Origin of the sequence: Gordonia desulfuricans NBRC 100010, from assembly GCF_001485495.1 — a bacterium.
GTDB lineage: Bacteria > Actinomycetota > Actinomycetes > Mycobacteriales > Mycobacteriaceae > Gordonia > Gordonia desulfuricans.
Window position 1 is genome coordinate 1 of the sequence record NZ_BCNF01000065.1, and the last position, 14441, is coordinate 14441.

15 protein-coding genes and 1 tRNA gene are annotated in these 14441 nt (G+C 68.5%); 7 read left to right on the forward strand and 9 right to left on the reverse strand.

Annotation, left to right across the window (positions count from 1 at the left end; genetic code table 11):
• Positions 1–123: 123 nt before the first annotated feature.
• Positions 124–273, reverse strand: coding sequence for a hypothetical protein (locus GD1_RS24700; protein WP_157079443.1), 150 nt, complete (start codon positions 271–273; stop codon positions 124–126).
• A 357-nt stretch (positions 274–630) separates the two neighbouring features.
• On the opposite strand from GD1_RS24700, the gene GD1_RS24705 reads away from it, so the two are divergent.
• Entirely contained in the window at positions 631–864 is a 234-nt protein-coding gene (locus tag GD1_RS24705; RefSeq protein ID WP_157079444.1) for a hypothetical protein, read from the forward strand.
• Between the two features lie 158 nt (positions 865–1022).
• On the opposite strand, the gene GD1_RS11325 is transcribed toward GD1_RS24705, so the two are convergent.
• The 4 genes from GD1_RS11325 to GD1_RS11340 all read right to left on the reverse strand — a co-directional run bounded on the left by GD1_RS11325 (position 1023) and on the right by GD1_RS11340 (position 4424).
• Positions 1023–1111, reverse strand: a tRNA-Ser gene (locus tag GD1_RS11325).
• Positions 1112–1158: 47 nt separating this feature from the next.
• A complete protein-coding gene (locus GD1_RS11330; protein WP_059037098.1) occupies positions 1159–2247 on the reverse strand; it encodes an HtaA domain-containing protein in 1089 nt (362 codons plus the stop codon).
• Between the two features lie 42 nt (positions 2248–2289).
• A complete protein-coding gene (locus tag GD1_RS11335; RefSeq protein ID WP_059037099.1) occupies positions 2290–3372 on the reverse strand; it encodes a DNA polymerase domain-containing protein in 1083 nt (360 codons plus the stop codon).
• A complete protein-coding gene (locus GD1_RS11340; RefSeq protein WP_059037100.1) occupies positions 3372–4424 on the reverse strand; it encodes an ATP-dependent DNA ligase in 1053 nt (350 codons plus the stop codon). The genes GD1_RS11335 and GD1_RS11340 overlap by 1 nt, the downstream gene beginning before the upstream one ends.
• 34 nt (positions 4425–4458) lie before the next feature.
• On the opposite strand from GD1_RS11340, the gene gluQRS reads away from it, so the two are divergent.
• Positions 4459–5391 carry a tRNA glutamyl-Q(34) synthetase GluQRS gene (gene gluQRS / locus GD1_RS11345; protein ID WP_083534101.1) on the forward strand — a complete coding sequence of 311 codons (933 nt, stop codon included), beginning with the start codon at positions 4459–4461 and terminating at the stop codon, positions 5389–5391.
• A 138-nt stretch (positions 5392–5529) separates the two neighbouring features.
• On the opposite strand, the gene GD1_RS11350 is transcribed toward gluQRS, so the two are convergent.
• The 3 genes from GD1_RS11350 to tgt all read right to left on the reverse strand — a co-directional run bounded on the left by GD1_RS11350 (position 5530) and on the right by tgt (position 9429).
• A complete protein-coding gene (locus GD1_RS11350; protein ID WP_059037101.1) occupies positions 5530–6531 on the reverse strand; it encodes a hemolysin family protein in 1002 nt (333 codons plus the stop codon).
• Positions 6528–7922 (reverse strand): hemolysin family protein, encoded by a 1395-nt coding sequence (locus tag GD1_RS11355; protein WP_059037102.1) that lies wholly within the window; start codon positions 7920–7922, stop codon positions 6528–6530. Before GD1_RS11355 ends, GD1_RS11350 begins: the two co-directional genes overlap by 4 nt.
• 244 nt (positions 7923–8166) lie before the next feature.
• The gene (gene tgt / locus GD1_RS11360; protein WP_157079449.1) at positions 8167–9429 is read right to left on the reverse strand and encodes a tRNA guanosine(34) transglycosylase Tgt; all 1263 of its coding nucleotides are present in this window, start codon (positions 9427–9429) and stop codon (positions 8167–8169) included.
• Positions 9430–9553: 124 nt separating this feature from the next.
• Between tgt and GD1_RS11365 the strand changes: the two genes are divergently transcribed.
• Entirely contained in the window at positions 9554–10000 is a 447-nt protein-coding gene (locus GD1_RS11365; RefSeq protein ID WP_059037136.1) for a hypothetical protein, read from the forward strand.
• A gap of 74 nt (positions 10001–10074) precedes the next feature.
• Complete coding sequence (locus GD1_RS11370) at positions 10075–10863, forward strand: MerR family transcriptional regulator (protein ID WP_059037104.1); 789 nt, start codon at positions 10075–10077, stop codon at positions 10861–10863.
• A gap of 13 nt (positions 10864–10876) precedes the next feature.
• On the opposite strand, the gene GD1_RS11375 is transcribed toward GD1_RS11370, so the two are convergent.
• The gene (locus GD1_RS11375; RefSeq protein WP_059037105.1) at positions 10877–12193 is read right to left on the reverse strand and encodes a UDP-N-acetylmuramoyl-tripeptide--D-alanyl-D-alanine ligase; all 1317 of its coding nucleotides are present in this window, start codon (positions 12191–12193) and stop codon (positions 10877–10879) included.
• 60 nt (positions 12194–12253) lie between these two features.
• On the opposite strand from GD1_RS11375, the gene GD1_RS11380 reads away from it, so the two are divergent.
• The 3 genes from GD1_RS11380 (at position 12254) to GD1_RS11390 (ending at position 14376) form a co-directional block, all read left to right on the forward strand.
• A complete protein-coding gene (locus tag GD1_RS11380) occupies positions 12254–13330 on the forward strand; it encodes a D-alanine--D-alanine ligase family protein (RefSeq protein ID WP_059037106.1) in 1077 nt (358 codons plus the stop codon).
• 30 nt (positions 13331–13360) lie between these two features.
• Positions 13361–13774, forward strand: coding sequence for a hypothetical protein (locus GD1_RS11385; protein ID WP_174519043.1), 414 nt, complete (start codon positions 13361–13363; stop codon positions 13772–13774).
• A 212-nt stretch (positions 13775–13986) separates the two neighbouring features.
• Positions 13987–14376: an NADH-quinone oxidoreductase subunit A gene (locus tag GD1_RS11390; protein WP_020792022.1), complete on the forward strand. Its 390-nt coding sequence runs from the start codon at positions 13987–13989 to the stop codon at positions 14374–14376.
• The last annotated feature ends 65 nt before the right edge of the window (positions 14377–14441 follow it).

Below are 14441 nucleotides of genomic sequence, written 5' to 3' on the forward strand. Positions count from 1 at the left end.
AGCGCGAGGACCCGAGTCGAAATCTCCGCAGCATGCACCGGGAGGTGACCACTCCCCGAGCCCGGCCGGCGGAGTTTCGACACGCCGTCACCACGCTCGGCGTCGGCTCAGCTCGACCAGCAACTACCCCGCCGGCGCGGAGATCAGAACGATCGCAAGCATCAGCACTGCAACAACGCAGGCCAGGGTGAAGAGTGCGGCAGTGGTGGCCCCGAACGTGGAGGGCGTGTCGTCGACGGTCGGCGAGCTTCCCGGTGCGGTATCTGACTGCATGGGAAGAACTTCACCATAGATAACAGGATGTTTTCAATCATACATCCGAATGAACGTGCAACAGCCCAGGTCAGAGGATCTGACACACTATCCGGTCCGGAACGGTCGGCGCGCGTTCAGCCGACGTTGCGCAGGACGTAGAACCAGTAGGCCCCGTCGTGGGCGAAGCACTCGCTCTTGACCGACGGCCACACTGCGTGGCTTCGACCGCATAGCCCATCCTCTGCGTACGGTCCGAGCGGTATCCACTCCCGGCCGGCTGCCGCCGGAAATGGCGGGCTCGGCCAGTCGCCCGCCCGGACCGGAGGTTGCGCCGGTTCCGGCGCGGCTGCGGCCGGAGACTCGGTATAGGTCACCGTGACCGTTCTGGTCGAGGACAGCCGCTCGGTGTGCGTCGTCGTCGTAGTACTCGGCACTGCCGCCGAGGAGGCCGTTGCCTCGACGGTGGCCACCACGGCCCAGACCAGAAAGACTGCGGCGAGGAATGCGCTGATACCGGCCGGCCAGAGCCACATCCTGGTGTCGCGTGAAGGCGGTGTCATCAGCGGCGTCGGCGATCCCTGCGGCACGCCACCGGGCAGTAGGAACTGACCGGTCGTCGAGTGATACGGATGCTGTTGTGGTCCCCCCGGGTACGTCATGGCCTGACGATAGGCCGCGACATGCCGACTGACGGGTGCTGCGGGGAGCCTGTGGATAGCTGAAACGAACCGGACCGGTTCTCGACTACTCGAGAACCGGTCCGGCTGTGGCGGAGGATAGGAGATTCGAACTCCTGAGGGCTGTTAACCCAACCCGCGTTCCAGGCGAGCGCCATAGGCCACTAGGCGAATCCTCCAACGACGGTCGATCATATCCGAGCCGACCTCACAAACCCAAACCGCCTCAGTTGACCGGGAAGTTCAGGTCGAGCGGCGACGCCTGACCCAGGCTCAGCGCAGCGAGGACCTCCGGGGTGATCCCGGCGCGGAAGCGCACCGGCGCGCCGTGGACGTCGGACCCGTTGCCGATACCGGCGAGGTCGACGTCGGCGATGTCGACGCGACGCAGTGCATCGGTGCCGTTCATGTTGGTGGTCGAGGTCTTCATGCTCAGCACGCCCTTGCCGCCCTGGACACGGATGATCGGGTCGACGAGCGCGATCTCCGACAGATGGAACCGGCTCCACGCGACGACGGTCCCCTCGAACCGCAGCTCACCGGTGCCGTTGCGCACAGTCGACGAGGCCAGGGTGAAGGTCATCGCACCGTTGTCGGTGATACCTGCGCCCTTCGAGCCGGAGATACCGCCCTGCGCGTCCTCGGTGATGGTGCGATGGAACGACGGCGAGTATCCCCACACCAGGTTGCGCGGGGCCGGTGCCGGCGTGTTGGGGCCGGGGGCGGTGGAGTAGTTGACCGGGACCGACAGTTCCTGTGCCGCGTTGTCGGCGCCGGCGGCACCGTAGGTGTAGACGCCGTAGCGGGCACCGGCCGGGATGTCCTTCGGGGTGGAGGCGGTCACCGTGGCCGTGAACGAGCCGTCGGTGTTCAGCGGCACCCACTGCTGCCGGATCGTGCGACGCATGTCGAACGGCACGTCGGGCACCTGGGCGAGTGCCGAGCGCGACAACGCCCAGGCCACACCCGAACGGTTGGTGGCCCGCGCCGACTCCGGGGCACCCGCCGACGGCTTCCAGTCCGGGGCGAACGCACCGAATGCGATGAAGGTGCCGTGCGGCACACCCGGCGGGACCGGCAGCGGCAGGCCACTGCGATTGGCGTTCGGGTCGAACCCGGTGCCCTTGACGACGAGCTTGTCACCGGGATGGACGACGGTCTGACCGACCGGGGTGGTGCCGTCGGCGAGGAAAACCGAGACCGCCGGTCGCCACGTCGGCGCCGCCGATGCCTCCCCGGTCCCGACGAGTCCGCCGGCCACCAGACCCACCAGGGCCACCACGACTCCGACAACCAACCCAAAGCGTGCGCGCATGAGGCGACCCTAACCTACGAGTCACGGGCCGGACCAGGGTATTCAGTCCTCGATCCGGTTGCCCTCGGCATCCCAGTGCGCGGCGACCTTCTTGCTGGGCTGCACCCGGGGCGGCTCCCCCGGCATCTTCGGATAGCTCGGCGGATACGGCATGTCCCCCAACCCGTCCGCGTCGTCACGCTGCACCATCTCCAGCAGCGGTTCCAGTCCGGCGCGGTGCTCGTCGATGCCCGCCATCGGGTCGCCGCGGCGGGCGACGAGGTCGGCGACGGTGGCCATGGTGCAGTCGTCGGGATCGACGTCGACGAGTTCGGCCCACGTCACCGGCGTCGACACCCGGCCACGGGCATTTCGCCGTACCGAATACGGCGAGGCCATCGTCCGGTCGCGGGCATTCTGGTTGAAGTCGATGAAGATCCGTTCGCCGCGTTCCTCTTTCCACCATGAGGTGGTGACCGAATCGGGGTCACGACGTTCCATCTCGCGGGCCAGTGCGATCACGGCGCGGCGGCCGGCGATGAAGTCCCACCGCGGTTCGATCGGGATGTACACGTGGATGCCCCGACCACCCGAGGTCTTGGGGAATCCGGTGTAGCCCAGGTCGTCGAGGATCGGGCGCAACACCTCCAGCGCCACGCGACGGACGTCGTCGAAGTCGGTTCCGGGTTGCGGATCGAGGTCCACCCGAAGCTGATCCGGGTGATCGTGGCCGGAATCGGTTCGGGTGGGCCAGGAATGGAAGGTGACGGTCCCGAGATTGGCGGCCCACACGATGTCGGCGGGCACGGTGGGCCGGAGGGCATCGCCGGTTCGCCCGGACGGGAACACGATTCGGGTCGACTGCACGTGTTCGGGACGCTTCTTGGCGATGTGCTTCTGATAGATCTCGTCGCCCTCGATGCCGTCGGGGAAGCGCTGCAAGAAGGTGGGGCGATCCCGCAGGGCGGCCATGATCGGCCCGTCCGCCCCGTCGCGGGGCAGTGCCATGGTGCGGTAGTAGCCGACCAGATCGCGCTTGCGCCCGCCGTCGTCGCCGAGTTCGGGGAAATAGATCTTGTCCGGGTTGCTCATCCGGACGTCGATGCCGTCCACCTCGAGCTGTTCGGCGGGTGAGCGGGACGCCATCAGTCGGTTCCTTCCAGCACATCGTGCAGGTCGTAGGTCAACGGCACCTCGAGCTGGTCGTATCCACAGCTCTCCGGCTCACGGTCGGGCCGCCAGCGCAGGAACTTCACCGTGTGCCGGAAGCGGCCCTTCTCCATCTGGTCGTAGGCCACCTCGGCGACCAGCTCGGGCCGGATCGGAATCCACTCCCCCGACTTCTCCGACCGCCACCTCGTGGGTTCGCCGGACGCGGGCTTGTCCGGGTCGAGCCGCATCGGCTCGAACTTCGCCTGCAGCTCCTGACGTTTGGCGTCGGTGAAGGCACCCGCCCCGCCCACCATCCGCAGCTCACCCTCATGGAACAAGCCGAGCAGCATCGACCCGAGCCCGGTCCCCGACTTGTGCACCCGGTAGCCGATGACGACGCAGTCGGCGGTGCGCTTGTGCTTGATCTTGACCATCTCGCGCTTGTTCTCGACATACGGTCCGTCGAGACGTTTGCCGACCACCCCGTCCAGGCCGGCGCCCTCGAATGCCGAGAACCAGTCCTGCGCGATCACCGGGTCGGTGGTGACGCGGCTGACGTGGAAATGCCGATCCCGTGACCCCGGCCCGATGGCCTCCACCAGGGTCTCCCGGCGCACCCGGAACGGCTCGGCCATCACCGGCTCCGATCCGAGCGCCAGTGCGTCGAAACCGATGAACACCGCCGGGGTCTGTTCGGCCAGCAGGGCCACCCGGGATGCGGCCGGATGGATGCGTTGGGCGAGACGATCCCAGTCCAGGCGGTGGGTGCCGTCGATCAGATGCGGCACCCCGATTTCGCCGTCGAGCACCACCTTGTACGGCAGTTCTTCCTTGGCGGCGGCGACGATCTCCGGGAAGTACCGGGCCAGATCCTTGCCGCCGCGCGACCCGATGACCACCTCGTCGCCGTCTCGAAAGATCAACGCGCGGAATCCATCCCACTTGGGCTCGTAGGACCATTCCAGGGCATCGGCGGGCTGGGCGGGGACGGTCGTGACCGCCTTGGCGAGCATGGGCGCGACAGGTGGTGTGACGGGGAGCTCCACCCGACCATCGTCACCCACTTGTAGCCTCAGGGCAATGACCTCGGACTCCGGAACCCTCCGACCGGCCGGCCCCGCCGGCCGGTATGCGCCGTCGCCGTCGGGTGAGCTGCACGTCGGCAACCTCCGGACGGCGGTGCTCGCATGGCTGTTCGCCCGCACCACCGGACGCCGATTCCTGCTGCGTATGGAAGATCTGGACCGTACCGCCGCCGGCGCCGACCGGCAGCAGATCGCCGACCTGATCGCCCTCGGTGTCGAGTGGGATCCGCCGATCGTCTATCAGACCGATCGGCTCCCCCGATACCGCGAGGTGATCGACGAGCTCACCGCCGCGGGCCGCACCTTCGAGTGCTTCTGCACCCGCCGCGAGATCCTGGAGGCACCGAGTGCCCCGCACACCCCGCCGGGTGCATATCCGGGGACGTGCCGTCGGCTCGGCGAGGCACAGCTGGCGGCGAAGCGGGCATCCGGTCGCCCGCCGGCCATCCGGATCGTCGCCGACGTCACGCAGTTCACCGTCACCGATGTGCTCGCCGGCCAGTACACCGGAGCCGTCGACGACTTCGTCATCCAACGCGGCGACGGCACCCCCGCCTACAACCTCGCCGCCATCGTCGACGACGCCGAGCAGGGTGTCGACCAGGTGTGCCGCGGCGACGACCTGCTCGCCTCGGCGCCGCGCCAGGCGTATCTGACGGCACTGCTGGGCTATGCCCCGCCGGTATACGCCCATGTCCCGATGGTGTTGAACGCCGACCACATTCGGCTGAGCAAACGCGACGGGGCGATCACCCTGGCCGATCTGTCCGCCCGCGGGGTGGACACCGCCACCGTGCTCTCGCACATCGCGGTATCGCTGGGCCTGGGCGCCGTCGGTGAGCGGGTGGACCTGCCGACGCTGGCCGAACGATTCGATCCGGCGACCCTACCCAGACACCCCTGGATTCTCACCGACGACGAGTGGTGAGGTGCGCGCGGACCGAACACCGAGAGACACCGGCGACGATGCGGCCGTCGAAACCTCCTGCGGCCGAAGCGCGTAGGTGACCACCTCGGCGGCGGTCACCTGCTGGCGCCACCCGCCGGCGGGCCGCTTCACCGAGGACTATCGCGCGGTGGCCAGCAATCTGGTCAGCACGTCGTCGATGGACAGGATGCCGGTCGCGACCCCGTCCTCGACCACCACGGCGATGTGGTTGCGGCTCTGGCGCATCCGGTTGAGCACGTCGTAGACCGGTACCGTCGGCGACACCTCGAGAACCGGATGCATCAGATCCACCGCGGTGGCGCCGGCGGGAGCCTCCAGGCTGTCCCGCACGTGCACCACCCCGCAGATGAGGCTGCCGTCGCGCACCACCAGGCGGCGATGCCGCGTCACCCTCGACAACTCCTGGATCTCGCCGACACCCGCGGTGCGATCCACGCCGCTCGGCTCTCCGACGCCGGCGACATCACCGACGGTCAGAGACGCCAGATCCAGTGCGCTGGTGAGGTGCTCGCTGTAACGATCCTCCAGGGTGCCGACCATCACGGAATGCTCGACGAGCTGGCGCAGCGTCTCCGGATCCTGGCCGGAACCGACCTGGTCGACGGCCTCCACACCCACCTTGCGCAACACCCAGTTCGCAAGCTTGTTGAGCTGCACGATGATCGGGCGGGTGAACCACATGAACACCCGCATCGGGACCGCCAGCATCATGGCCGAGCGCTCCGGGTGGGCGATCGCCCACGACTTCGGTGCCATCTCGCCGATCACCAGGTGCAAGAAGGTCACGATGATCAGGGCGAGGATGAAGCCGGCCACGTCGGCCAGCCACAACGGTGCGCCCAGGTGCTCGATGGCCGGGGTGATCCAGTGATGCACTGCGGGTTTGGTGATCGAACCGAGAGCCAGGGTGCAGATGGTGATACCCAGCTGCGATCCGGCCAGCAGTACCGACAGCTCCGATGCGCTGCGCAGGGCGGCGCGGGCGGATCGACTGGTCGGGGCGGCGTCCTCGAGGCGATGACGACGTGCCGCGATGAGTGCGAACTCGACGGCGACGAAGAAGGCGCTGGCCGCGATCAGGACGACGGTGGCGACGAGCACCACCCACGGGTTGCTCATCGCGGGTCCTCCTCGGGATCGGCGGTGGCCGTGGCCGGTTCGGCGACACTCACCCGGACCCGGCCGGGCACCCGGTTGACCACCTCGACCACGGTCGCGATCAGGCGGGGCGCCTCCGGCACATCGGCTTCGGCGAAGTCGCCCGGATCCTGTTCCACCGGGAGTTCGACGGTGTCGCCGACCGCGGGCAGGGTGCCGGCCGCGGCGATCACCAGACCGCTGAGGGTCTCGTAGTAGCCCTCGCGCAGTTCGTGTCCGATCGCCCGCGACACCTCGTCGAGGTGGGTGTCACCGAGGATCAGCCAGCCACCGTCGATGGGTTCGACCGGTTGCGGCGCATCCGGGTCGTGCTCGTCGTCGATCTCGCCGACCAGTTCCTCGGCGATGTCCTCGGCGGTGACGATGCCGGCCACACCGCCGTATTCGTCGATCACCACCGCCATCTCGTCGCCGGCGGCGACGATCCGGTCCAACACCTGCGGCAGCGGCAGCGTGGTGGGCACGATCACCGCCGACCGCGCGAGGTCACGTGCGGTACGTGCCGTCGCGTCGCCGTCGGCCGACCAGTCGAGGATGTCACCGAGGTGCACCACACCGATGATGTCGTCGGAGGCGTTGTCGAGCACCGGGTATCGCGTGTGACCGGTGGCCATCCGGGTGCGGACCTCGGGCAGCGGGAGGTCGGCGTGCACGGTGTCGACCTTGGGTCGCGGCACCATCGCGTGCTCGGCGTTGCGGTCCGGGAAGTCGAGCACGCGGTCGAGCAGCTGCGACAGTTCGGCGGGCAGTTCACCGGATTCGGCCGACTCGGCGACGATGTGCTCGAGGTCGCGAGGGGTGGCCGAGTGTTCGACGTCATGCACCGGTTCGATCCGCAGCAGCTTGAGCAGCAGGTTGGACGATGCGTCGAACAGGGTGATGATCGGTCCGAAGATGCGCAGGTAGATGTTGGTGGAGAGGGCGAGGCGGCGCGCGACGGGCTCGGGCCGCGCGATCGCGAGGTTCTTGGGGAACAGCTCACCGAAGACCATCTGGACCACGGTGGACACCAGCAGCGCGACGATCGCGCCGATCGCGACTCCCACCGCCACCGGCACACCGGCGTCACCGAGGAGGTCGCCGACGCCGGCACCGATCAGCGGTTCGGCCACATAGCCGACGAGCAGGCCGGTCACGGTGATGCCGAGCTGGGCGCCGGAGAGCATGAACGACGTTCGGCCGGTCACCGACAGGACGCGCTTGGCAGTGGCGTCACCGGCCTCGGCACGGGCTTTGAGGCGGGAACGGTCGACCGCCATGAAGGAGAACTCCTGCGCCACGAAGTAGCCGGTCAGGGCCGTGATCACGACCACCACCAGGACTCCGAGCAGGATGCCGAGCACGGTCATCATCGGCCATCACCGCGTGGGTGGGCGGAGACCAGGGCTCGCTCAGGAATGGTTGCCCCCGATTGGGGGCCGGTTCGTCGGGGTTTCTTGCGTTTGCGCTGCGCGCGGGACATCGCATCTTTCGTGGTCGGTGGACAAGATGTGAGGGACCGGGGTCCATCGGGACATCAGGGTACGCACCCCCAACGTCGCAGAACGCGGCGGAGTTCCCGGATATCGCAGACCTCCGGATATCCGCTTTGTACGGTTATGCCTTCTTCGCGTAGTAGCGGCCGAGGAAGTCGTCGCGGTAGGCCTCGTAGTCGCCGCTCTCGATCGCCTTGCGGGCACCGTCGACCAGGTCGATCACGAAGGCCACGTTGTGCAGGGTGGCGAGGGTCGCGCCGAGACCTTCCTTGGCCTTGAACAGGTGATGCAGGTAGGCCCGCGAATACTGCGAGGTGTAGTTGGTGGTCTCCGGATCGATCGGCCCGAAGTCGTTACGGAACCGGGCGTTGGTGATGTTGAACCGGCCGTCGCGCGAGTACACCGCACCGTTGCGGGCGACGCGGGTCGGCGAGACGCAGTCGAAGGTGTCGGCGCCGTTCTCGATGGCGGTGAAGATGTCGTCGGGTTCGCTGATCCCGAGCAGGTGTTTCGGGGCGTCCTCGGGCAGTTCGGAGTTCACCCAGCCGACGATGGTGCCCAGATTGTCCTTCTCCAGCGCTCCACCGATCCCGTACCCGCCGAAGCCCTTGCCACCGGCGTCCCGGTCGCGACGGCTCAGTTCGGTGAGGTCGCGGGCGGCCTTGCGGCGCAGATCCTCGTACTGGGCGCCCTGGATGACACCCCACAGTGCCTGCTGCGGACGGTGTGCACGCTCCACCGACAGCCGATTGTGTTCGGCCAGACAGCGGATCGCCCACAGCCGGGTGCGTTCCAGCGAGTTCTCCTGGTATCCACGGGTGTTCATCAGGGTGGTGAGCTCGTCGAACGCGAAGATGATGTCGGCGCCGAGCTGATGCTGGATCTGCATCGACACCTCGGGGGTGAACCGGTGGAACGATCCGTCCAGATGCGACTTGAACGTCACCCCGTCGTCGTCGACGCGGGAGAGCCGTTCCTTGCCCTCGGCGATGATGTCGTCGTCCTGCTGACCGGTGACATCCATCGAGATGACCTTCTTGAACCCGACGCCGAGCGACATCACCTGGAATCCGCCGCTGTCGGTGTAGGTGGGTCCCGACCAGTTCATGAACGCGCCGAGACCGCCGGCCGCGTCGATGATCTCCGGGCCCGGCTGCAGGTAGAGGTGATAGGCGTTGGCGAGCACCGCCTGGGCGCCGAGCGCGGCCACCGATTCCGGCAGCACCGTCTTGACCGTCGCCTTGGTGCCGACCGGGACGAATGCCGGTGTCGCGATCTCGCCGTGCGGGGTGGAGATCACCCCGGTGCGGCCGAGGGTGCCGGGCAGCCGGGTGCCGACGCGGAAGCCGTGCGTGTCGGTGGAGGTGCCGGCCGGACTGTCGATCGGGGTGTCGTGCGAGCTCACGGGTGCATCTTCCCAGGACGGCCCGGCTCACCCAAACCGGACGGCCTCGCGACGGCAGGCCGCCGGCCGGGAGCCGATCGGTGTTTTCGATACGGTGAAGACCATGTCGCACCGCATCACCCGCTGGACCCTCGCCGCGGTGGCCGGGGCCGCCGCGCTCACCCTCGCCGCCTGTGGCAGCGAGCAGGAATCGTCCTCCGCCGAGTCCGCCCCGTCCGCATCTGCGCCGGTCGGCGCGGGTCCGTCGGGCTCGGCCCCGGTGGTCGCCGGTCCCCGCCCGGCCAGCCCCACCCGCTCGGTCTCCGACACCGTCGCCGCCTCCCGTGAGGTCTGCGGCACCACCCCCGGCCCCGACGGCGCGCTGCGCGTGATCATCCTCGAGGGCTCCACCAGCTGCACCGACGCGAAGGCGCTCGCCGAGGCGTACGGACCGAAGATCGCCACCGGCGCCCCGCAGACCGTCGACGGATGGGACTGCGAGCCGTCGTCGCAGGCCGGTTTCCTCTCGACCTGCACCAAGGACGGCGCAACGGTCGGATTCGCACCCTGAGCTGCCGGTCGCCCGGCAACGCACACCGGCGGTACTTGACCCTCACGCCGCGTGAGCCCCGAAGGTGGTGAGTCGTGAGCGAAGGAGATCCCCGCGACGACGGGCGGTGCGAACTGACCGTCGGCGCCACCGCCGGGCTCGTCGGTGTCAGCGTGCGCACTCTGCACCACTACGACGCCATCGGGCTGGTGGTCCCGTCCGGGCGTACCCCGGCGGGCTACCGCGTCTACCACGACGCCGACGTCGAACGGCTCCACCAGGTACTCATGTACCGGGAGTTGGGATTTCCGCTCGAGCGGATAGCGACCCTGCTCGACGATCCGACCGCCGATGCACTCGAGCATCTGGCCGTCCAGCGCGACCTGCTGAACGAACGGATCGCACGCTTGCACCGGACGGTCGCAGCCGTGGAGGCGATGATGAACGCGAAGAAGACCGGAATGTATCTGTCGGCGGCCGAGCAGGCGGAGATCTTCGGCGACGACTGGCTCGGCGAGCAGTATGCCGAGGAGGCCGAACAGCGCTGGGGTGACACCGATGCGTGGGCGCAGAGCCGCGAACGCAGCGCGTCGTTCACCACACAGGACTGGCAACAGGTCAAGGCCGAGACCGACGAGTTCGAGGCCCGCCTCGCCGACGCGATGACCCGCGGGGTGCGGCCGGGCTCGACCGAGGGCAATGCCCTGGCCGAGGAGCATCGCGCCCAGATCGCACGCTTCTACGACTGCGATCACGCGATGCAGGTGTGCCTGGCCGACATGTACGTCGCCGACCCGCGGTTCACCGCGCACTACGACGACATCGCATCCGGCCTCGCCGGATACCTCCGTGCGGTGATCCGCGCGAACGCCGGAGCCGAGTAGGGCGCGACCCGCCTCAGGCGAGTCGGTCGGCGACGCGTTCGAGGGCGGCCACACGGCTGCCCTTGACCAGCACGGCGTCACCGGCGGCGGTGCCGGCGAGTGCGGCGACCGCCTCGTCGACGCCGGCAACATGGGTGGCCGACGGCCCGTAGGCCGGTTCGTCGACGGCGATCACCTCGATGCCCAGGTCACGGGCCTGTTCGGCAACGGCGACGTGGTGGCGGTCGGAGTCGTCGCCGAGTTCGGCCATGCTGCCCAGCACCGCCACCCGACGACCCGCGTTCAGGGTGGCGAGGGAGCGCAGCGCCGCCGACATCGACGTCGGGTTGGCGTTGTAGGCGTCGTTGATCACGATCACCCCGGCCGCGGTGGTGGTCATCTCCATCCGCAGCCCCGACAGCGCGGCACCGAGCAGACCGCCGGCCATCGCCTCCACCGGCACACCCAGGCCACCGGCCGCGGCGGCCGCGGCCAGGGCGTTGGCCACCTGGTGCTCGCCGCGGGCACCGAGGCGCACCGCGGTCGATCCCCACGGGGTGTGCAGCCGGAACGATGCGCGCAGCTGGTCGTCGAGGGTGATGTCGGTGGCCGACACATCCGCCGACGGTGTCAGCCCGTAGCTGAGCACCCGCGCACTGGTCCGCGGCGCCATCCCGATGACCACCTCGTGGTCGGCGTTGAGCACGGCGATGCCGTCGGCGGGCAGGGCCTCGATCAGCTCCCCCTTGGCCTGGGCGACGGCGTCGATGCTGCCGAACAGCTCCAGGTGCACCGCCTCCACCCGGGTGATCACGCCGACGGTGGGATGGGCGATGGAACACAGATGCGCGATGTGGCCGATCCCACGGGCACCCATCTCGGCGACGACGGCCTCGGTGTCGTCGGGGGCGTTGGCCAGGGTCAGCGGCAGGCCGAGCTCGTTGTTGAACGACTTCTCACTCGCCGCGGTCACGAACGTGGTCGCGAGCACTCCGGCGAGGAGATCCTTGGTGGAGGTCTTGCCGACCGATCCGGTCACGCCGACCACCCGCTCGGGCAGCCGACGCCGCACCGCGCGGCCCAGATCGGAGAACGCCTCGGCGGTGTCGGCGCAGGTGATGGCGGTGGCATCGACCCCGGCGACCGGTCCGGTGGCGGTCAGGTAGGCACTCGCGCCGGCCTGGACCGCGGCCGGGATGAAGTCGTGTCCGTCACGGGCGGCGACGATCGGGACGAACAGCCGGCCCTCGGCCACGGCCCGGGAGTCGATACTCGCCCCGGTCACGGTCACGTCGGGTCCGATCAGTTCTCCACCGACCGCGTCGGCCACATCACTCGCCTGGATACGCACGCCACAACCCTAGGCCCCATGCCGAGAACTGCCACGGTCGGTGGCCGTAAGGTGACAGGCATGTCGACTCCCCTGCTGCGTCTGGTTGTTCTCTACGGTGGCGCGTCCGCAGAACACGACGTCTCCCGGGTGACCGCGGCACATGTCATCGCCGCCGCCGATCCGGCCAAGTACTCGGTGGTCCCGATCGGCATCGGCAAGGACGGCACCTGGGTTCGCAACGACAAGGTGATCGCCGCGCTCTCCGACGGCACCCCGCTGCCGTCGGAGCTGGAGATCGCCGGCACCATCGTCGCCCCGCTCGCCGAGCTGCGCGCCCATTCCGAGGCCGCGCTCACCGTCGTGCTGCCGCTGCTGCACGGCCCGCACGGCGAGGACGGCACCATCCAGGGGATGCTCGAACTGTTCGGTCTGCCCTACGTCGGCACCGGGGTGCTCGGCTCGGCGGTGTGCATGGACAAGGCGATGGCCAAGGTCGTCGCCGCACAGGCCGGAATCCCGCAGTGCAGGTGGGTCGAGTTCCGCGACGGTGTGGACGACTCGAAGACCATCACCTTCCGGGCGATCGAAGAACTCGGTCTGCCGGTGTTCGTCAAACCCGCCAACATGGGCTCGTCGGTGGGGATCACCAAGGCCCACGACGCCGCCGAGCTCGATGCCGCGATCAACCTGGCGCTGCGCTACGACGACGTCGTGGTGATCGAGGAGATGGTGACCGGCCGCGAGATCGAGGTGGCCGTGCTCGGCAACACGCTGCCCGAGGCATCGGTGCCGGGCGAGATCGTGCCGGGCAGCGAGTTCTACGACTACGAGGACAAGTACGTCACCGGTGCGGCCGAACTGGTCATCCCGGCACCGCTTCCCGGCGCCGACGCCGCACAGGTGCGGGAGCTCGCCGCGCAGGTGTTCGGCGCGATGCGGTGCACCGGGCTGGCCCGGGTCGACTTCTTCTTCGAGGAGAACGGCCGTGGCTGGCTCCTCAACGAGGTCAACACCATCCCCGGCTTCACCCCCGGATCGATGTACCCCAAGCTGTGGGAGGCCACCGGCGTGCCCTACGCCGACCTCATCGACCGCCTGGTCACTCTGGCACTGGAGTCCCATCAGCGACGCTCGGGTTTCTCCACCGAGCACTGAGACCGATTGTGGTGTCGTAACATCGGGGACGTGACCGACGTGCAGCCGCGCCCGCCTTCGGTGTTGCGCGTGCTGGTGTACTCCGACGACGCGACCACCCGACGTGAGGTGATCGGCGCCCTCGGGCACCGTCCCGACCCGGAACTGCCGGAGCTGAGTTTCGTCGAGATCGCCACCGGTCCGATGGTGTTCTCCCAACTCGACGCCGGCAACATCGACGTCGCGATCCTCGACGGGGAGGCCAGTCCGCAGGGCGGGATGGGGATCGCCAAGCAGATGAGCGACGAGTACGACCCGCGCCCGCCCACCCTGGTGCTGCTCGGCCGCGCCGACGACCGCTGGCTGGCCGACTGGTCGCGGGCCGACGCCACCGCATCCCTGCCGGTCGATCCGATCGGCCTGCCGCAGGCCTTCGTCACGATGCTGCGCACCGCCGAGTTCTGAGCGCGGCCCGATCGCGGGCACCGGCGGGTCACGAGCACTGCCCCACTCCCCGGATCGAGGTCTCTGACCACCGGTTTCGGCTCCTCGGCGGCCGAGAACGCCGAAATCAGCACGGCAAACTCGGTGAATACAGTCGACTTCCCCGACACCGCTTGTAAGGTTGTGGTGTACCTCACACCAGTCCCGGTGGAGTACTCGGAGGGCTCGATCGTATGAACGCTTACGTCCCGATCCTGGTGCTCGGGGCGATCGCTGTGGCGTTTGCGGTGTTCTCGGTGTTCATCGCATCGGCGGTCGGCCCGCGCCGAGACAACCGTGCCAAACTCGAAGCCTACGAATGCGGCATCGAGCCACTCGGCAAAGGCGCCTTTGCCACCCCATCCGGTTCCAGACCGTCGGTGGTGCAACGCATTCCGGTCAAGTACTACCTCACCGCCATGCTCTTCATCATCTTCGACATCGAGATCGTGTTCCTGTACCCGTGGGCCGTCGCCTTCGACGCCCTCGGCTGGTTCGGCCTGGCCGCGATGGCCCTGTTCATCGTCAACGTCTCCGTTGCCTACGCCTACGAATGGCGCCGCGGAGGACTCGCTTGGGATTGACCGTTCCGGCCGGTGCCCGACGCCCCTGAACCGGGGCCGACAGCACGGCCGGCGACACGAGGAGG